Raw genomic sequence first — 18,204 nt, 5'->3', positions numbered from 1 at the left:
TCGGCGGGAACTGGATCCAAGCTGAGAGGTCCGGCCAGCCTGTATCCCGCTGGGTAAGCGGGTGTAAATTTATATATCTACGATGACACTTTTTTTCACTGGGTCTTTGCCTGGCCCGGCCATCTTTTGCGCATGTGGGCGCATCTAGAGGTGACTTTAAGAGCGGCAGTTCGTCTCAAGCTTCAACTGCCGGCAATGTTCAGGCTATCGGTCATCGATTGATCGAAGCCCTTTCTGTAACCGCCAGCGGCAAGGGATGACGAGTGCGCCTTGAGCTATTGCAGCATTGGTGCCTACTATTCTCTACGTGCTGGTTGTGAGCGCTATAGGTTTTCTCGTTGTCGAAACCGGCACGGGGTGGCGTAGATGTTCCTTCGCCGGAAAAACATCGGTAAGGTAGGGGTCGAAATCCAAGACCCGCGAGGAGTAGTGATGAGCGAGGCGTTGTCCATCCACCATGACCAGGCTGGTCATCAGTTCGAGACCAATGTGGACGGTCATCGTGCCTATCTGACCTATATGGACCTGGGCAAACAGACCCTGGACATCTATCGCACCTTCGTGCCCAACGCATTGCGCGGGCGCGGCATTGCTGCTGCGTTGACCGAGGAAGCGTTGAAGTTCGCCGAAGAGGCCGGGTACACCGTGATTCCTTCGTGCTCTTACGTAGAGCGCTACATGGAGCGCCACCAGCGCCATGCCGCGAAGCTCTGAATATTGAGGCAGGCGGGACGCGCAGCGTCCATGGCTGCATTCCCACGACGATTAAAAGCAACGATCAAAAAAACGCCGGGCTAAGCCCGGCGTTTTTGTGTGCGCAGTTTAAGGTCAGGTGCGTTTGCGCTTGGGCAACACGTCCTTGAGCTTGGCATGCATGCTGCGCAGGGTAGTCTCGGTGGCGGACCAGTCGATGCAGGCATCGGTGATCGACACGCCGTATTGCAAGTCGGCCAGGTCTTTTGGAATCGACTGGCAGCCCCAGTTCAAATGGCTTTCGACCATCAAACCGATAATCGACTGGTTGCCTTCGAGAATCTGGTTGGCGACGTTTTCCATCACCAGCGGTTGCAGGGCCGGGTCCTTGTTGGAGTTGGCGTGGCTGCAGTCGACCATGATGTTCGGCTTGATGCTGGCCTTGTTCAGCGCCTGTTCGCACAGCGCCACGCTGACCGAATCATAGTTGGGCTTGCCGTTGCCGCCGCGCAATACCACGTGGCCATAGGCGTTGCCCTTGGTGGTGACGATGGACACGCCACCTTCCTGGTTGATACCCAGGAAGCGGTGCGGGCTGGACACCGATTGCAGGGCGTTGATCGCAACCGTCAGGCCGCCATCGGTGCCGTTCTTGAAGCCCACGGCCGACGACAGGCCGGACGCCATTTCGCGGTGGGTCTGGGACTCGGTGGTGCGTGCGCCGATGGCCGACCAGCTGATCAGGTCCTGCAGGTATTGCGGGGAGATCGGGTCCAGCGCTTCGGTCGCGGTCGGCAGGCCCATTTCGGCCAGGTCCAGCAGCAATTGACGACCGATATGCAAGCCGTCCTGAATCTTGAACGAGTCGTCCAGGTACGGGTCGTTGATCAAACCTTTCCAGCCGACGGTGGTGCGTGGTTTCTCGAAATAGACGCGCATCACCAGGTACAAGGTGTCGGACACTTCAGCCGCCAGCACTTTAAGGCGCTCGGCGTATTCGTGGGCGGCCTTGAGGTCATGGATCGAGCAGGGGCCGATCACTACAAAAAGGCGGTGGTCGGTGCCGTCGAGAATGTCACGAATGACTTCGCGGCCTTTGGTCACGGTCTGCAGGGCAGCATCGCTCAAAGGGATTTCGCGCTTGAGCTGATCAGGGGTGATCAGGGTCTCGTTGGATTCGACGTTAAGGTCATTGATCGGTAAATCAGCCATCGTGTTACTCGCCAGGGTCACGGGTGCCGGCCGCCAGCTATCCCCGTGCGGCGGGCACAGCATGATTTGAATGCAGGGGGGAGGAACCTTAGCGCGTAACACGGGGCCGCGACAATGGGCAAAGCCGGCTTTAATCCAGCACCGGCGCCACAAAGGTGTCGTGGGCGAACTCACTGGCATGGCGCGAAACCCACTCACGGGCCATGGTCTCGAGCTGGGCAGGGGTTGGCTCGGCGTCTTCGTGCAGGCGGCAGTAGCGTTCGATCTGGCACACTTGCTCGCCCATGCGCGCCCCGAACAAGGCATGTTCATCGGTAAAGGAAATGCCGATACGGTAGCCATTTTCGACTGTGCGACACCAGGCTACATAGCCCGGATAACGGGCGCTGGCGCCCAGGGACGGGATACGCAGATCAACCGCCGTGCCCTGGCGCCAGGCACGCGGGCAATTGCAGGCGACGCCGCCCAGGCCGATAGTGTGCAGGCGTTGGCGGGGAAGAGCGGGGGCGGGACGTTGGATTAACTCGACAGCGACATCATCAGGGTGAGGTAAAAAACGACCCATGTACACGGACTCCGAGCACCGTCCAATTGACGGCAGTGGCAGCAGTATAGTGAAGGAACTGGAATTGACCGACCTGGATATTGACCAGCAATTGCTGGGATTGCCAGGTATTTCGCTGTTGGTGTTTACCAGCGCAGGCTGTTCCAGTTGCCGTTGGGCACGCCAGCAACTGCCCGGCTGGCGGTTGCCGGTTGAGCGCGTGTGCTGGGTGGATGCCGGGCACAACGGCGGTGCGGTCGAGCGCTACCAGATCTTTCATTTGCCTGCGTTGTTCCTCGTGTGCGAGGGTCAATTCCTTGGGCAATTACACACGCGTCTTACCCAGCCCGAGCTTGCGGACGCGATTAATCAAGCACTTACCCGTACTCCAGAGGATCTGCCATGACACCACAGTCGCCCCGCATCGGCATTATCGGCACCGGTGCCATCGGTGGTTTCTACGGCCTGATGCTGGCGCGTGCCGGGTTCGATGTGCACTTTCTGTTGCGCAGCGAATACGCGGCGGTCGCCGAGCGCGGCCTGCACCTCAACAGTACCTTGCACGGCAAGCTGCACCTGCACCCGGTGCAGGCCTATGCCCAGGCGGCCGATATGCCGGCGTGCGATTGGCTGCTGGTCGGCACCAAATCCACCGGCAACGTGGAGCTGGCCCCGACCCTTGCCCAGGTTGCCGCACCGGGCGCCAAGGTGGTACTCCTGCAAAACGGCCTCGACGTCGAAGACAGCCTGCGCGAACACCTGCCAGCGTCGCTGCACCTGTTGGGCGGCCTGTGTTACATCGGCGTGCACCGTTCCGGGCCGGGTGTCGTCGAGCATCAGGCGCTGGGCCGTGTGAATCTTGGCTATCACAGTGGCACGGCGGCCGATGATGAGGCGCAGCAGAAAGCCATTGTCGAGGAGGGCGCCGCGCTGTTTCACCAGGCCGGCATCGAGTCCCAGGCCATGGCCAATGTGCACCAGGCGCGGTGGCATAAATTGGTCTGGAATGTGCCGTTCAATGGCCTCTCGGTGTTGCTGGGCACCGGCACGAGCGCGATGATGGCCGATGAGTCCAGCCGCGAACTGATCCAGGCCCTGATGACTGAAGTGGTGAAGGGCGCCCATGCCTGCGGCCATGAAATTCCCGGCAGTTACGTCGAGCAAATGCTCACCATGACCGACACTATGGCTGACTACCTGCCCAGCATGTACCACGACCACGTGCACAAACGCCCCCTGGAACTGGCAGCGATCTACGCTCGGCCATTGGCCGCTGCCAAAGCGGCGGGCTGTGAATTGCCACGCATGCAGGCGCTCTACCAGGCCTTGAGTTTTATTGATCGGCGCAATCGCTGAATGGGGGAGAAACACCATGGCGAAGGGATTGGGCGACAAACTGGTGCTGGCGATTTCGTCGCGGGCACTGTTCGACCTGAGCGACAGCCACAAGGTCTACCTGACCGAAGGGGTGGAGGCGTATCGCAAATACCAGATCGAACACGAGGAAGAAACCCTCGAACCCGGCGACGCCTTCCCGTTGGTCAAGAAGCTCCTGAGCCTCAACGCCAGCCTCGGGCGTGCCCGCGTCGAAGTGGTGTTGGTGTCACGCAACAGCGCCGACACCGGTTTGCGCGTGTTCAATTCGATCCAGCATTACGGCCTGGATATTTCCCGCGCCGCTTTCGTCGGTGGGCGTAGTCCCTATCCTTATTTGGCCGCGTTTGGTTGCCATCTGTTTTTATCGACCCATGCTGAAGATGTGCGCAGCGCTCTGGACGCTGGTTTCGCTGCGGCGACGATTCTGTCCGGCGGCGCACGCCGGGCATCGAGTGAAGAACTGCGCATTGCGTTCGACGGCGATGCGGTGCTGTTTTCCGATGAATCCGAGCGGGTGTATCAAACCGGCGGGATAGCGGCGTTTCATGCCAGTGAGCGCGAGTCGGCGCGCGAGCCTTTGCACGGTGGTCCGTTCAAGGGCTTCCTGGCAGCGCTCAACCTGTTGCAGCGCGAGTTTTCGGACGACGCCTGCCCGATCCGCACCGCCCTGGTCACTGCGCGTTCGGCGCCGTCCCATGAGCGGGTGATTCGCACCTTGCGCGAATGGGACATCCGCCTGGATGAGTCGCTGTTCCTTGGCGGCCTGGAGAAATCCGCGTTTTTGGAAGCGTTCGCCGCCGATGTGTTTTTCGATGACCAGGCCGGTCATTGTGAGAAAGCCAGGGAGGTGGTGACCACCGGGCATGTGCCCCATGGCATCAGCAATGAGTTGAAAATCCAGAGCGAGCACTAGCTGCTAAGCTCAATCAATCCCCGCCATCCTGGCAGTCCAGGAGGTTCTATGATTCGTTCGATGCTGTATGCCACGGACCTCGGTCTGTATGCGCCGTATGTCATGCAACATGCGCTGGCGCTGGCCCGAACGTTCAAGGCGGATTTGTATGTGATCCATGTGGTTGAGCCGATCGGGTTGTTCGCCGAATCGGTGTTGCAAAGCTACCTTGATGAGAAGGCCCTGAGTGAATGGCAGAGCCAGGGCGTGAACACGGTGATGGCGACCATCGAGCAACGGGTGCTCGACAGTTTCCGCGAGGAGTTGGGGGAGGGCGAGCAAGACCTGCAGTTGATTCGCTCGGTGCGCGTGATCCAGGGGGACCCGTGCGAGGTGATTCTCGATGAGCTGCGTAAACTTTCCGTGGACCTGTTGATCGTAGGTAGTCATAGCCACGCAACCGCGGCCGCCACACCGCTTGGGCGCACGGCGGCGCGGGTGCTGCAACTGGCCACAGTGCCGGTTTACATGGTGCCGTCGCTGCAGCGTCGACGCAGTGATGACGTGTGATTGGTGAAAACGATAAAAAGTTCTAGATTTATCTGTCTGACCTTTAATATAGTTATATACCGTCGCTGATACCGTGGCGTCTATCCGCTTTGAGGGACATATATGAAGCTTCAACAACTGCGCTACATCTGGGAAGTGGCGCACCACGACCTCAACGTTTCCGCTACCGCTCAAAGCCTTTACACCTCGCAACCCGGTATCAGCAAGCAGATCCGCCTGCTCGAAGACGAGCTGGGCGTCGAAGTGTTCGCGCGCAGCGGCAAGCACCTGACCCGAGTCACCCCGGCCGGTGAGCGCATCATCACCACCGCCGGCGAGATCCTGCGCAAAGTCGAAAGCATCAAGCAGATCGCCCAGGAATTCTCCAACGAGAAGAAAGGCACCCTGTCGATCGCCACCACCCACACCCAGGCGCGTTATGCCTTGCCGCCGGTGATCCGCGATTTCATCAAGCAATACCCCGATGTGGCCCTGCACATGCACCAGGGTTCGCCGATGCAGATCGCCGAGATGGCCGCTGACGGCACCGTCGATTTTGCCATCGCCACCGAAGCCCTCGAGCTGTTCGGCGACCTGGTGATGATGCCGTGCTACCGCTGGAACCGTTGCGTGGTCGTGCCCCAGGGCCACCCGTTGGCCAAGCTGCCGAAACTGACCCTCGAAGCCCTGGCTGAATACCCGATCGTCACTTACGTGTTCGGTTTTACCGGCCGTTCCAAGCTCGATGAAGCCTTCAGCCATCGCGGTCTCACGCCGAAAGTGGTGTTCACTGCCGCCGACGCCGACGTGATCAAGACTTACGTACGCCTGGGCCTGGGCGTGGGCATCGTCGCCAAGATGGCGGTCGACACCAACCTCGATAAAGACCTGGTGGTACTCGACGCCAGCGAATTGTTCGAGTCCAGCGTGACCAAGATCGGCTTCCGCCGTGGCACCTTCCTGCGGGGTTTCATGTGCGACTTCATCGAGAAGTTTGCGCCGCACCTGACCCGTGAAGTCATGGCCAAGGCCATCCAGTGCCATAACAAGCAGGAACTGGAAGAGCTGTTTGACGGGGTTGAATTGCCCGTCCACTGATATTGAATATTGCTGGTGTGGCGAGGGAGCTTGCTCCCGCTCGGGTGCGTAGCGCCCGCAAGTTTTTTGGGGCTGCTACGCACCCGAGCGGGAGCAAGCTCCCTCGCCACAGGAGTGGCTTATTTGGCCTCGGTAACCGTGAAGTGTTGCCGGGCGCCCGCCACCAGAATCTCCACCTCATCACCCTCGAACTTGCCCAGCAGGCTTTTGCCCAGGGGCGAGCGCGGGGTGATGACGGTCACCGGCTGGCCCACCACATCGACTTTCAAGCCGGCTGCATCCGGCGCCAGGAACAGCCACTGCTGGCGGCCGTTCTCGTCCTCCAGGCCCAGTAGCGTGCCGACCTCTATCCCGCGTTGATCATCGTAGGCGCGTAGTTGCAGGTTCTGGCACAACGCCAGCGCTTGTTTGATCTCTTCGACGCGTTTGGCCTGCCCGGCTGCGAGGTAGGAAGCTTCCAGCCCCAAGGTGTCGTATTTGTTCTCCGCGATGTTTTCTTCGTGGGTCGCGGTTTCGTAGGCGGTCTGCGCGGCACGCTGGGCGACGTCGAGGTCGACGCTGAGTTTTTCCAGGATCAACTGGTGAACGGCATGTTTATTCATGGGTGTGCTGGGTCATTCGCAAAATTGCAGGACATTCGCCTTGCTCTTTTCATTGGGCGCGTTCTGGTCTTGTTGCAGCCAGAACTGGCATTTGGGGTTGGACAGGTTGCGCGCATTGTTGCGCGCCTGGTCCAGGGTTTGTTGCTGTTCCTGCTTGCGCAGGTTCTCGGTGTACTGCTCGAACATACGGTTGGGCGGCTCCGGCGCCACAGCGGCCGGTTTGCCTATTTGTTGAACGGCTTGTTGAACCGCTTGAGCCACGGGGGCGAGGCTTTGCGGGAACAGGTAGCGCGAGGCCAGCCAGGCGGTCAGCACAATGGCGATAAACCCCAGCCACAGGCCAAAGGCCACGGAAGCACTGAGCTTGAACAGCGACAACGGACGTTCAGACATGTTGGCCTCCTGGCAGGCATTGACGGCGTGGCGGCGATTGTCGCACAGCCACTGTGCAGAATAATCGCGATCAAGCCTTCTGCATCGGCGCATTTATGCGGACAATCGAGCCTTTGAAGGTTGGAGCCCGGAATGAAAGCCCGCTGGGATATTTTTTGCAGCGTCGTCGACAACTACGGCGACATCGGCGTGACCTGGCGCCTGGCCCGGCAGTTGGTGGTGGAGCACGGGTGCGAAGTGCGCTTGTGGGTCGACGACCTGCGCGCCTTCGAGCGCATGTGCCCCGAAATCGATGTGCAACTCGATCAGCAATGGCAGGAGGGCGTTGAAGTGCGCTACTGGCCGGCTGACTGGCCGCAAACACCGTCAGCCGACGTGGTGATCGCCGCCTTCGCTTGCCAGTTGCCGCCCGATTATATGGAAGCCTTGGCCGCGTGCGAGCACACGCCGTTGTGGATGAACCTGGATTACCTCAGCGCCGAAGATTGGGTGGTGGGTTGCCACCGCCTGCCGTCGGTGAAGTTCAAGGGCGTGCAGAAGTACTTCTTCTTTCCGGGGTTTCGTCCGGGCACGGGCGGGCTTTTGCGTGAAAGCGGCTTGTTGGAACAGCGTCAGGCATTTCAGCAAGACGGCGCAGCGCAACAACAATTCCTACAGTCCATAGGCGTCGTTCCGGCAGCCGGTGCGCGGCTGATGTCGTTGTTTGCCTATGAAAATGCCGGGCTCGCCAGCTGGCTGGAGGTGTTGGCGACGGATGGGCATGCCACTCATCTGCTGGTGCCGGAAGGCCGCATCCTCGGCGACGTGCAGCGCTGGCTCGGTGTCGAGGCGCTGGCGGTGGGCGATGTGCATCAACGCGAGGCGCTGACCGTGCAGGTGCTGCCGTTCGTGCGCCAGGAGCAATATGACCGCCTGCTGTGGTGCTGCGACTTCAACGCCGTGCGCGGCGAAGACTCGTTCGTGCGTGCCCAATGGGCCGGGCGGCCGTTGCTGTGGCACATCTACCGCCAGGACGAAGACATCCACCTGGACAAGCTTGATGCCTTTCTAGCGCTGTACACCGCCGCCTTGTCGCCCGCCGCCAAGGTCGCTGTGGTGACCCTGTGGCAAGCCTGGAACGCTGATGGCGATATGGCTCAAGCGTGGAAAATGCTCATGGAACACTGGCCGGAGGTACACCTGCACGCGCAAACCTGGTGTCTGGAACAGGGCTTGCAGGCCGATCTTGCGACGGCGCTGGTACAGTTTTATGAAAGTTGGATATGATACGCCACCTTGAATTTTGTAAATCCCATCCAAATTTCGGATATATGCAATGAAAACTGGTAAAGAACTGAAACCCGGTATGGTCATCCGTATCGACAACGATCCATGGTTGGTTCAGAAAGCTGAGTTCACCAAGTCGGGCCGCAACAGCGCGATCATGAAGACCAAGCTGAAGAACCTGCTGACCGGTTACAAGACTGAAACCGTTTACAGCGCCGATGACAAACTGGACGACGTGATCCTCGACCGTAAAGAAGCGACACTGTCCTTCATCAGCGGCGACTCCTACACGTTCATGGATACCAGCGACTACACCATGTACGAGCTGAATGCTGAAGACATCGATGCTGTTCTGCCATTCGTGGAAGAAGGCATGACCGACGTCTGCGAGGCCGTCTTCTTCGAAGACCGCTTGGTTTCCGTAGAGCTGCCGACCACTATCGTGCGTCAAGTTGATTACACCGAAGGTTCCGCTCGCGGTGACACTTCGGGCAAGGTGATGAAGCCTGCCAAACTGAAAAACGGTACCGAACTGAGCGTTGCTGATTTCATCGAAATCGGTGACATGATCGAGATCGATACCCGTGAAGGTGGTTCTTACAAGGGCCGCGCTAAATAAGCGCTGCTTCGAACCAGATTCACAAAAAAACCCGACTTAGCGTCGGGTTTTTTTATGGGCGTCTATAAATCAAACGGTCACGTGCAGGCGCACATCGACGTTGCCACGGGTGGCGTTGGAGTACGGGCAGACCTGGTGCGCAGCGTCGACCAGGCTTTGCGCCTCGTCTTGTGCCAGGCCCGGCAAGCTGATGTGCAGGTCGATATCCAGACCGAAACCGCCGGGGATTTGACCGATGCCGACGTGGGCGGTGATCGAAGCGTCATCCGGGATTTTGCGTTTTGTCTGGCTGGCGACGAATTTCAGCGCGCCGATAAAGCAGGCCGAGTAGCCGGCGGCAAACAGTTGCTCCGGGTTGGTGGCCTGGCCGCCAGCGCCGCCCAGTTCTTTGGGCGTGGAGAGTTTGACGTCGAGGATGTTGTCGCTGGAAACAGCGCGACCATCACGGCCGCCAGTGGCGGTGGCTACTGCGGTATAGAGCGTTTGCATGGTGTCGTCCTCTTGGGTGTTTAGCGCTAAATGTTTGCGCGCTAAGTAGTTGGTGAGGCGAATATATAGCGCTAATATTTAGTGCGCAAGATAAATTTACAAAAATATTTGGCTTAACAAAAATCCAGTGTGGGAGCGGGCTTGCCCGCGATAGCGGTGAATCAGTTAGCACATCTGGCGACTGACACACCGCATTCGCGAGCAAGCCCGCTCCCACATTTTTATGCGATGTTGCCTTTAGACAGCACCCTGCAAATGACTACGCAACGCAATCAGATCCGCCTGCAGCTTGCGCAACTGCTCAAGCTGCATGCCGCTCGCCCCCAGAATGCACTGCGGAATCCCCATCGCCTTTTCCTGCAGGGCACGTCCCGCTTCGGTCAGTTCCACCACTACCACCCGTTCATCTTCGCGCTTGCGGGTGCGGCTGAGCAGGCCTTCGGCTTCCAGGCGCTTGAGCAATGGCGTGAGGGAGCCCGGGTCGGTGAGCAGGCGGTGGCTGATTTCGCCCACGGTCAAGCCGTCCTCTTCCCACAGCACCATCATGGCCAGGTATTGCGGGTAGGTCAGGCCGAGGGCCTGCAGCAGCGGCTTGTAGACTTTGGTCATCAGCAGCGACGTGGAGTGCAGGGCGAAACACAGCTGGTTGTCCAGCATCAGGTTTTCGCACGGGTTGGGATTTTTACTCATGGTGATGCCTTAAAAAGCGTGTCTGCCCTGGAATCTAGCGGGCAAACCTTTAATGCGCCAGATAATTCTGGCGCATCGGTCAGACCAAGCCGCTTTGCAGCGCCAGATCCCATGGCGGCACGGGGCTGAAACGCGATTTGAGGTATTCCAGCAGCAAGCGGCTGCGCGCATTGGGTTGCTGTTCCAGGCGCAACGCGTAGATGCCGGCGGTTTCCGGGCTGGGCAGTCCGTTTTCGCAAAACAGCGGCAGCAGCTCGCCGCGCACCAGGTATTCGCTGGCCAGCCACGTGGGCAGGTGGGCGATGCCCAGCCCGGCCAGGGCGCCAGACAGCAGGGCTTCGGCATTGTTGGCGCTCATGCGGATACGCCGCGGCCGGTAGAGGGTACGGCGCCCATCCAGTTCGAAGCGCCAGGCGAACATCGGCGCCAGGCCGTCCCAGTCCAGGCCATCGTGCTCGCTCAGCTCGCGTGGGTGGCTGGGCGTGCCATGGCTTTTGAGGTACGCCGGGCTCGCGCAGGCGATGCGCACAATGCTCGCCAGGGGCGTGGCCACCAGGCGCGTGTCAACGATATGCCCGGCGCGCAGCACCAGATCGACTTTGCCCAGGTGCGCACCCTGCATATCGACAAAGCTGTCGATCAAGTGCAGGTGCACATCGAGCCCAGGGTACACATTCAAAAAGTCGGCAATCACCGGCGCCAAGTGCCGTCGACCAAAAGCGGCGGGGGCGTCGACCCGGATCAAGCCTTCCGGCGCATGGCTCAGGGACACGGCTTCGGCGCGGGCCAGTTGCAATTCGCTGACGATCCGCCGGGCCCGCTCGGCGAAGGCCAGGCCCGCCGGCGTAGGCACCACCGCGTGGGTGCTGCGCTGGAACAGACGGCTGCCCACCGAGCTTTCCAGGCTGTCGATGCGCCGCGCCACCGCCGAGGGTGTCAGTGGATGGCGGCGCGCGGCGGCGGAAAAGCTGCCGGCCTCCAATACATCCAGAAACAGGCTCAGTTGCTCGGTCAGGGTGTTGGGGTTCATGGGCGTGTGCTTATGCGAGATTGGCACAGCCATTGTGCGTTGCTGTGCGTTTCCGCGCTAGAGCCGACTGCGTAGCATGCAAGGCCTGGGCATCTGGAGTGGTGAGCTGTGGTGGATTTGGCGATGTATCTGGTATTGGGCGCGGCGCTCGGCACGGTCGGCGGCCTGTTTGGCATTGGTGGCGGGCTGATAGCAATCCCGGTACTGGGCGTGTTGTTCGGTCTGGATCAACAAATTGCCCAAGGCACGGCCTTGGTGATGGTCGTGCCCAACGTGATGCTGGCGTTGTGGCGTTACCACCAGCGCAACCGGATTGAATTGCGCCACGCGTTGCCGCTGGGGGTCATGGGCTTCAGCTTTGCCTGGCTGGGTTCGATCTGGGCGGTGGGCCTGGACGCCGGGGCGATGCGCATCGGCTTCATCGCGTTCTTGCTGACGCTGGCGGCGTACAACCTGCTGCGCCTGTTTACCCGCAACGCGCCGCCAACCGCGCAAATGCGTTATTCCTGGCCATGGCTTGGCGTGCTGGGTGCCGCGTCCGGTTCCATGGGCGGCTTGTTCGGCGTGGGCGGCGCGGTGGTAGCCACGCCGGTGCTGACCAGTCTGTTCGGCACCACCCAAGTGGTTGCGCAAGGCCTGTCACTGGCCCTGGCATTGCCCAGCACCGGCGTGACGCTGGTCACCTACGCCTGGCACCATGAGGTGGACTGGATGATCGGCGTGCCGTTGGCGGTGGGCGGCCTGCTGAGCATCAGCTGGGGCGTGAAAGTCGCCCATGCACTGCCCGAGCGTGTGTTGCGCGGGCTGTTCTGCGCCTTCCTGGCGGTGTGTGCGGTGATGTTGACCTTTAAAGTCTGAAACCTTCGACGATGTAGTCCGCCAGGCATTCGGTGATCGGCGAGGTCATCGCCGGGTTGCGCAACAAGTGCAGGTTCATCGAGGGCAGTGGCGGGAAGCCTTCGTCACTGCTCAGGACTCGCAAGTCGTCGGTCACCAGGCTTTCCATGCACACCATCACGGCCAGGCCCGCGTTGACCACCGCCTGGATCGCCGCCACATTAGAGCTGTGGTAGGCCATGCGATAATCACGCCCGGCCGCATCCAGCGCTGCGCGGGTCCACTGGTAGTAGAGGCAGTCAGTACCGGAACCGGCCAGGGGCAGTGCCTCGTGCTCGTCCACGCAGAAGCACGGCGCCGCCGCCCACACCATGCGCTCGGTACGCAGCAACTCGCCGATTTCCTTGCCGGGCTCGCGGCTGATGACGGTCAGCGCCAAGTCTCTGCGCTGCATCAACACCGATGACGACTCACAGTGCATCTCGATCTGGATCAGCGGGTAGGCCTTGGAAAACTGTTTGAGAATGCCCGGTAGAAAACGCATCACGTAGTCATCCGGCGTACCGATGCGCACCAATCCCACCATATGCGGCTCGCGCAGGGTGTTGAACACTTCACTGTGCAGTTTCAGGATGCGCCGTGCGTAACCCAGTAATACCTCGCCTTCCGGCGTGAGCCTGACTTGTCGGCCATCACGCTCGAACAGCTTGCGTTGCAGCACGTCTTCTTCCAGCCGCTTCATCTGCATGCTCACTGCCGATTGCGTGCGGTTGACCAACTCGCCGGCGCGGGTAAAGCCGCCCTGGTCGGCAATGGCGACGAAGGTGCGCAGCACGTCGGTGTCGATGCTTGGGTAGCCGGACAATTGATCAATCTCCGAGATGTATTGCATAAGAAACATTCGTTGGATTGATCATAAGGCCAGGCACACACTTGCGCCATCCCCACTGGAGGGCGAGAAGATGAAAGGTCAGAAAGGTTTTGTGTTGCTGGGCAAACGCCCGTTTTCCGGGCTGTTGCGCACAGTCGCCCGTTGGCAGGCGCTGCATGAAGAGCGTCATACCCTGGCAAGCTTGAGCGATGAAGCGCTCAAGGACATCGGGCTAAATCGCGGCGATGTCGAGCAGGAGCGTCACCTGCATTTCTGGCAAGACCCGCTGCGAAAATGACCCAGGATGCAGTAGGGTGGTCGGCGAGCCCACACGGAGAGACCCATGCCCGCCGACCTGTCCTTTTCCCTCAAGCAAGCACGCCGCATGGCGCTGGCGGCCCAGGGTTTTTCCGGGCGCCAGGCGCCAGCATTGATCAAGGCTGCGCACCTCAACCGTTTGATTGAGCGGTTGGGTGTATTGCAGATCGATTCGGTCAACGCTGTAGTGCGTTCCCATTACCTGCCGCTGTTTTCGCGCCTGGGCCATTACTCCCCGTTGATCCTTGAACACGCTGCCTGGAGCCAGGGCCGGCGCCGCTCGTTGTTTGAGTATTGGGGCCACGAGGCCTCTTTGCTGCCCATGGCGCTGTACCCGTTGATGCGCTGGCGCATGGAGCGGGCGAAGTTGGGGCAGGGCATCTATTCGCAGATGGCGCGTTTTGGGCGTGAGCAGCAGGCCACCATTGAGCGCGTGCTGCACACCGTCGAGCAGCAGGGCGCACTGGGCGCGGGCAGCTTGTCGACCCGCGAGGAGCGTGCCGGACCTTGGTGGGATTGGAGTGAGGAAAAACACGCGCTGGAATGGCTGTTCGCTGCCGGTTTGGTCACCGTCGCGGGGCGGCGCGGTTTTGAGCGGCTTTATGATTTACCGGAACGGGTCATTCCCGCCGACATTCTTCAAGCGTCGGTGAGCGAAGCCGAAGCTCAGCGCGGCTTGCTGCTGCACAGCGCGACCGCATTGGGCGTCGCCACCGAAAAAGACCTGCGCGACTATTTCCGCCTGGGCCCCGCCGACAGCCGTGGCCGCCTGGCCGAGTTGGTCGAGGATGGGCAGTTGCAGCTGTGCCAGGTGCAAGGCTGGAAGCAGCCGGCGTACTGCCTGCCTGAACCCAAAGTGCCGCGCAAAGTGCCGGCAAGCGCCTTGCTCTCGCCGTTCGATTCATTGATCTGGGAGCGCAGCCGCACCGAGCGTTTGTTCGACTTCCGTTACCGGCTGGAGATCTACACCCCGCAACACAAACGGGTATATGGCTACTACGTACTGCCGTTTTTGCACAACGAACGGATCGCCGCCCGCGTTGACCTGCGCGCCGAGCGCGCCAATAGGCGCCTGGCGGTGCACGCGGTGCATGAGGAGGAGCCGGGGTTGGATGAGCAAGGGATGCAGGCGTTGGCCCTGAATCTGCGGCAGATGGCGGCCTGGCTGGGGTTGGAGCAGGTGCAGCTCAATTGCCAGCGGCCGAGTGCGGCGCGGCTTCGGGTGGCGATGTTGCAAACTTGAGTGGTCCAGGGCTTTTGTGGCGAGCGGGCTTGCCCCGCGTTGGGCTGCGAAGCAGCCCCATTACAAACACCTCGGTATATCTGGAAGAACAGGGTGGCTGGTTTTAGGGTGGCTTCGCCACCCAACGCGGGGCAAGCCCGCTCGCCACAACAAGCCCATCAAACCCATGAGTCAGCGTTTGACTTGCTTCAACGTCTCGGCAATCAGAAACGCCAATTCCAGCGACTGATCGGCATTCATCCGTGGGTCGCAATGGGTGTGATAACGGTCCGACAAACCATCTTCGGTAATCGGCCGCGCGCCGCCGATGCATTCGGTGACGTTCTGCCCGGTCATCTCGATATGAATCCCGCCGGCATAGCTGCCTTCGGCCTGGTGCACCTGGAAGAACTCCTTCACCTCGCCAAGAATCTGCGCAAAGTCGCGGGTCTTGTAGCCACTGCTGGCCTTGATGGTATTGCCGTGCATCGGGTCCGAACTCCACAGCACCTGCTTGCCCTCGCGCTGTACCGCACGAATCAGGTTGGGCAGGTGGTCGCCGACCTTGCCGGCGCCCATGCGCGCGATCAGGTTGAGGCGGCCTGGGTCGTTGTCCGGGTTGAGGATGTCGATCAGGCGGATCAGGTCCTCAGGCTTCATGCTCGGGCCGACCTTGACCCCGATCGGGTTGTTGACCCCACGCAGGAACTCGACGTGGGCGCCGTCCAACTGGCGGGTGCGGTCGCCGATCCAGAGCATATGGGCCGAGCAGTCGTAGTAGTCGTTGGTCAGGCTGTCGCGGCGCACGAAGGCCTGTTCATAGTTCAACAGCAGCGCTTCGTGGGCGGTGAAAAAACTGGTTTCGCGCAGTTGCGGCGAGCTGTCCATGCCGCAGGCGCGCATGAATGCCAGGGTTTCGTCGATGCGGTCGGCCAGTTGGCTGTACTTTTCGGCCAGCGCGGAGTTGGCGATAAAGTCCAGGTTCCACTTATGCACCTGGTGCAGGTCGGCAAACCCGCCCTGGGCAAACGCACGCAGCAAATTCAGGGTGGCAGTGGACTGGTGGTAAGACTGCAGCAGGCGGTCCGGGTCCGGCACGCGGCTTTTTTCGTCGAAGCCGATGCCGTTGACGATGTCGCCCCGGTAGGCGGGCAGGGTGACGCCGTCGATGGTTTCATCGTTGGCCGAGCGCGGCTTGGCGAACTGGCCGGCCATGCGCCCGACCTTGACCACCGGGCAACCGGCGGCGAAGGTCATCACAATCGCCATTTGCAACAGCACTTTGAAGGTGTCGCGGATTTTTGCCGCAGAAAACTCGGCAAAGCTCTCGGCGCAGTCGCCACCCTGCAACAGGAAGGCGCGGCCCTGGGTCACTTCGGCAAACTGGCGGCGCAATTCGCGGGCTTCCCCGGCAAACACCAGTGGCGGGTAGCTGGCCAGGCTTTGCTCCACTTGCAGCAAGTGCGCAGCGTCCGGGTACTGGGGTTGTTGCTGGATCGGCAGGGCGCGCCAGCTGTCGGGGCTCCAGGGTTGGCTCATCATGAACTCGATAGGTTGATTGACGGTCGGGCGCCAATGTTAGCAGCAATTAGTGCGTGACCTGTTGCCGCCGCTTGGCCGACAATCGCGCCTTTGCCGTGCGGTAAACCCATTAGGAGTAGTGATGAGCGAGGAGCGTGTCGAGCGCCTGCTGGCCGAAGTCCATGATGATTTCGGCATGATCCGTGTGCTCGAAGTGGCCGATTACCGTTTTCTCGAGTTTGGCGATGCCATCGAGCAAAGCTGCGTGTTTACCGCCGACCCGAGCTGGCTGGAGTACGACTACACCCGTGCGATGTTGATTGGCGCGTTGTGCCATGAGCAACCGGAGAGCGCGCTGTTCCTCGGCCTGGGCGCCGGCACGCTGACCCAGGCGTGCCTCAAGTTCCTGCCGCTGGAAGACGTCGAGGCCATTGAACTGCGCCCGGATGTGCCGCGCCTGGCCATCGAGTACCTGGGGCTGGATGACGACCCGCGCTTGTACATCCGCATTGGTGACGCGCTGCAATTGCTCGATACTGCCGAGTCGGCCGACCTGATCTTTGTCGACCTGTACACCGATGTCGGCCCAGGCGTCGGGCACCTGGCCTGGACCTTCCTGGAGAACTGCCAGAAAAAACTCAACCCCGGCGGCTGGCTGGTGATCAACCAGTGGGCGACCGATGACGGTAAACCATTGGGCGCGGCGTTGTTGCGCGGGTTGTATCACCGGCATTACTGGGAATTGCCGGTGAAGGAGGGCAATGTGATTTTGCTGGTGCCTTCGGAGCTGGATCAGGAACTGGATATGGGTGCCCTCACAGCGCGCGCCGAGGCGTTGGCGCCGCGGTTGGGGTATTCGTTGCAGGCGTTGATCAAGGCGATTCGGCCGGCGACTTAGTGGCCTGTTCTGACGCCATCGCGGGCAAGCCCGGCTCCCACATTCGACTGCATTCCAAAGGATGTATGCGTACAAATGTGGGAGCGGGCTTGCTCGCGAAGAGGCCATTCCTGTAGACAGCTATTCCAGGGTATTCAAATCCCCTTGAACACCCCCGGCCGCTTCTCAACCATGGCCCGCACGCCCTCTTTGGCATCCTCACTGTTCAACAATTTCTCCACCACCGCCTGCAACCCGGCTGCCGCCACGGCTTCACCTTCCATGCGCGCCTGACGCGCCGACATCAACGTTGCCTGCACGCCCAGCGGTGCCTGGCGGGCAATGCGGTTGGCCAACTCGATGGCGCGCGGCAGCAGGTCTTCACTGGCCATCACTTCCTGCACCAGCCCCAGGCGCAGCGCCTCATGGGCGTCGAATTCATCGCCGGTCAGCAGCCAGCGCATGGCGTTGCCCCAGCCGGCAATCTGATGAAAACGCAGGGTCGCGCCGCCGAACGGGAAGATCCCGCGCTGCACTTCCATCTGGGCAAAGCGCGTGTTGCTGGCACAGAGGTTGATATCCGCCGCCAGCATCAACTCGATGCCGATGGTCAGGCAGTAACCCTGGGCCGCGACGATCACCGGTTTATTGACGCGCGGGCCGGCAAACACGCCCCACGGATCGCAGCCGCCCAGGGGGGGTTGCCAGCCTCCCGACATCACGCTACTGACATTGGCCAGGTCCAGCCCGGCGGTAAAATGCTCGCCGTGGGCAAATACCACGGCCACCCGAGCGTCGTCGTTTCGATCAAATTCGCCATAGGCCAGGCTCAGCTCATTGAGCAGGTCCAGGTCAAAGGCGTTGCGCTTGGCCACTCGATCCAGCCCCAACAGCAGGACATGACCCTGTAATTCACGGCTGACGCGACTGCTGCTGGCTTGATTCATCGGGGGTGGCCTCGGGGGCTTGAGTAGGTTTTCAGACCCACGGGTCTTGATGCACAGGTGAACCGTTTAAGTGTTGTGACCAACAGGGCCGGGCCTTTGAAAAATAGACCTTGGTGCGGGTATACGCAAAGGCTGTGACGCAGCGCGGTATATCGGC

The 18,204-nt window shown here is 60.8% G+C and carries 22 protein-coding genes; 12 read left to right on the top strand and 10 right to left on the bottom strand.

Translation table 11 applies throughout. The features are described 5' to 3' along the window. The first annotated feature begins 432 nt into the window (after positions 1-432). Positions 433-714 carry a GNAT family N-acetyltransferase gene (locus QF043_RS20115; protein ID WP_003189869.1) on the top strand — a complete coding sequence of 94 codons (282 nt, stop codon included), beginning with the start codon at positions 433-435 and terminating at the stop codon, positions 712-714. A gap of 114 nt (positions 715-828) precedes the next feature. Here the strand turns inward: QF043_RS20115 and QF043_RS20110 are convergent, their stop codons facing one another. Together QF043_RS20110 and QF043_RS20105 are read right to left on the bottom strand one after the other, a co-directional pair. Beyond that, positions 829-1,905: a 3-deoxy-7-phosphoheptulonate synthase gene (locus tag QF043_RS20110; RefSeq protein ID WP_307419929.1), complete on the bottom strand. Its 1,077-nt coding sequence runs from the start codon at positions 1,903-1,905 to the stop codon at positions 829-831. Positions 1,906-2,035: 130 nt separating this feature from the next. Next, entirely contained in the window at positions 2,036-2,470 is a 435-nt protein-coding gene (locus QF043_RS20105) for a PilZ domain-containing protein (protein ID WP_307419928.1), read from the bottom strand. Between QF043_RS20105 and QF043_RS20100 the strand changes: the two genes are divergently transcribed. From QF043_RS20100 to cysB, 5 genes are all read left to right on the top strand, one after another. Beyond that, the gene (locus tag QF043_RS20100; RefSeq protein WP_065929723.1) at positions 2,469-2,855 is read left to right on the top strand and encodes a co-chaperone YbbN; all 387 of its coding nucleotides are present in this window, start codon (positions 2,469-2,471) and stop codon (positions 2,853-2,855) included. The two genes, QF043_RS20105 and QF043_RS20100, sit on opposite strands and share 2 nt — an antisense overlap. Next, complete coding sequence (locus QF043_RS20095) at positions 2,852-3,805, top strand: putative 2-dehydropantoate 2-reductase (protein WP_307419926.1); 954 nt, start codon at positions 2,852-2,854, stop codon at positions 3,803-3,805. The genes QF043_RS20100 and QF043_RS20095 overlap by 4 nt, the downstream gene beginning before the upstream one ends. A 16-nt stretch (positions 3,806-3,821) precedes the next feature. Then, positions 3,822-4,739, top strand: a complete 918-nt coding sequence (locus QF043_RS20090; RefSeq protein WP_307419925.1) for a 5'-nucleotidase — start codon at positions 3,822-3,824, stop codon at positions 4,737-4,739. Positions 4,740-4,787: 48 nt separating this feature from the next. Next, positions 4,788-5,288, top strand: coding sequence for a universal stress protein (locus tag QF043_RS20085; RefSeq protein ID WP_307419924.1), 501 nt, complete (start codon positions 4,788-4,790; stop codon positions 5,286-5,288). A 102-nt stretch (positions 5,289-5,390) separates the two neighbouring features. Next, on the top strand, positions 5,391-6,365 hold the full coding sequence (gene cysB, locus QF043_RS20080; RefSeq protein WP_003189876.1) for an HTH-type transcriptional regulator CysB: 975 nt from the start codon (positions 5,391-5,393) through the stop codon (positions 6,363-6,365). A 119-nt stretch (positions 6,366-6,484) separates the two neighbouring features. Here the strand turns inward: cysB and QF043_RS20075 are convergent, their stop codons facing one another. Then, the gene (locus QF043_RS20075; protein WP_307419922.1) at positions 6,485-6,967 is read right to left on the bottom strand and encodes a GreA/GreB family elongation factor; all 483 of its coding nucleotides are present in this window, start codon (positions 6,965-6,967) and stop codon (positions 6,485-6,487) included. Positions 6,968-6,979: 12 nt separating this feature from the next. Further along, entirely contained in the window at positions 6,980-7,360 is a 381-nt protein-coding gene (locus tag QF043_RS20070) for a hypothetical protein (protein ID WP_307419921.1), read from the bottom strand. Between the two features lie 132 nt (positions 7,361-7,492). On the opposite strand from QF043_RS20070, the gene earP reads away from it, so the two are divergent. Continuing rightward, positions 7,493-8,626, top strand: coding sequence for an elongation factor P maturation arginine rhamnosyltransferase EarP (gene earP / locus QF043_RS20065; protein ID WP_307419920.1), 1,134 nt, complete (start codon positions 7,493-7,495; stop codon positions 8,624-8,626). Between the two features lie 49 nt (positions 8,627-8,675). Next, positions 8,676-9,245 carry an elongation factor P gene (locus QF043_RS20060; protein ID WP_307419919.1) on the top strand — a complete coding sequence of 190 codons (570 nt, stop codon included), beginning with the start codon at positions 8,676-8,678 and terminating at the stop codon, positions 9,243-9,245. A 69-nt stretch (positions 9,246-9,314) separates the two neighbouring features. On the opposite strand, the gene QF043_RS20055 is transcribed toward QF043_RS20060, so the two are convergent. From QF043_RS20055 to QF043_RS20045, 3 genes are all read right to left on the bottom strand, one after another. Then, a complete protein-coding gene (locus QF043_RS20055; protein WP_056857183.1) occupies positions 9,315-9,734 on the bottom strand; it encodes an organic hydroperoxide resistance protein in 420 nt (139 codons plus the stop codon). Positions 9,735-9,971: 237 nt separating this feature from the next. Further along, the gene (locus tag QF043_RS20050) at positions 9,972-10,424 is read right to left on the bottom strand and encodes a MarR family winged helix-turn-helix transcriptional regulator (protein ID WP_065929728.1); all 453 of its coding nucleotides are present in this window, start codon (positions 10,422-10,424) and stop codon (positions 9,972-9,974) included. 79 nt (positions 10,425-10,503) lie between these two features. Continuing rightward, positions 10,504-11,454: a LysR family transcriptional regulator gene (locus QF043_RS20045; protein WP_056857181.1), complete on the bottom strand. Its 951-nt coding sequence runs from the start codon at positions 11,452-11,454 to the stop codon at positions 10,504-10,506. A 108-nt stretch (positions 11,455-11,562) separates the two neighbouring features. On the opposite strand from QF043_RS20045, the gene QF043_RS20040 reads away from it, so the two are divergent. Then, complete coding sequence (locus tag QF043_RS20040; protein ID WP_307419918.1) at positions 11,563-12,312, top strand: sulfite exporter TauE/SafE family protein; 750 nt, start codon at positions 11,563-11,565, stop codon at positions 12,310-12,312. Here the strand turns inward: QF043_RS20040 and QF043_RS20035 are convergent. Then, entirely contained in the window at positions 12,302-13,183 is an 882-nt protein-coding gene (locus QF043_RS20035) for a LysR substrate-binding domain-containing protein (RefSeq protein ID WP_056857179.1), read from the bottom strand. The genes QF043_RS20040 and QF043_RS20035 overlap by 11 nt on opposite strands. Before the next feature lie 70 nt (positions 13,184-13,253). On the opposite strand from QF043_RS20035, the gene QF043_RS20030 reads away from it, so the two are divergent. Together QF043_RS20030 and QF043_RS20025 are read left to right on the top strand one after the other, a co-directional pair. Next, a complete protein-coding gene (locus QF043_RS20030) occupies positions 13,254-13,460 on the top strand; it encodes a DUF1127 domain-containing protein (protein ID WP_305458691.1) in 207 nt (68 codons plus the stop codon). 45 nt (positions 13,461-13,505) lie between these two features. Continuing rightward, entirely contained in the window at positions 13,506-14,723 is a 1,218-nt protein-coding gene (locus QF043_RS20025; RefSeq protein ID WP_307419916.1) for a winged helix-turn-helix domain-containing protein, read from the top strand. Between the two features lie 171 nt (positions 14,724-14,894). Here the strand turns inward: QF043_RS20025 and QF043_RS20020 are convergent, their stop codons facing one another. Next, on the bottom strand, positions 14,895-16,241 hold the full coding sequence (locus QF043_RS20020) for a class II 3-deoxy-7-phosphoheptulonate synthase (protein WP_017136160.1): 1,347 nt from the start codon (positions 16,239-16,241) through the stop codon (positions 14,895-14,897). A gap of 124 nt (positions 16,242-16,365) precedes the next feature. Between QF043_RS20020 and QF043_RS20015 the strand changes: the two genes are divergently transcribed. Next, entirely contained in the window at positions 16,366-17,121 is a 756-nt protein-coding gene (locus QF043_RS20015) for a spermidine synthase (protein ID WP_307419915.1), read from the top strand. Between the two features lie 134 nt (positions 17,122-17,255). Here the strand turns inward: QF043_RS20015 and QF043_RS20010 are convergent, their stop codons facing one another. Next, positions 17,256-18,047, bottom strand: coding sequence for a crotonase/enoyl-CoA hydratase family protein (locus QF043_RS20010; protein ID WP_307419914.1), 792 nt, complete (start codon positions 18,045-18,047; stop codon positions 17,256-17,258). Between the last annotated feature and the right edge of the window lie 157 nt (positions 18,048-18,204).

The sequence above is a fragment of the Pseudomonas sp. W3I7 genome (genome assembly GCF_030816095.1).
Classification (GTDB): Bacteria; Pseudomonadota; Gammaproteobacteria; order Pseudomonadales; family Pseudomonadaceae; genus Aquipseudomonas; species Aquipseudomonas salomonii.
This window is presented reverse-complemented; position numbering and strand designations above follow the sequence as displayed.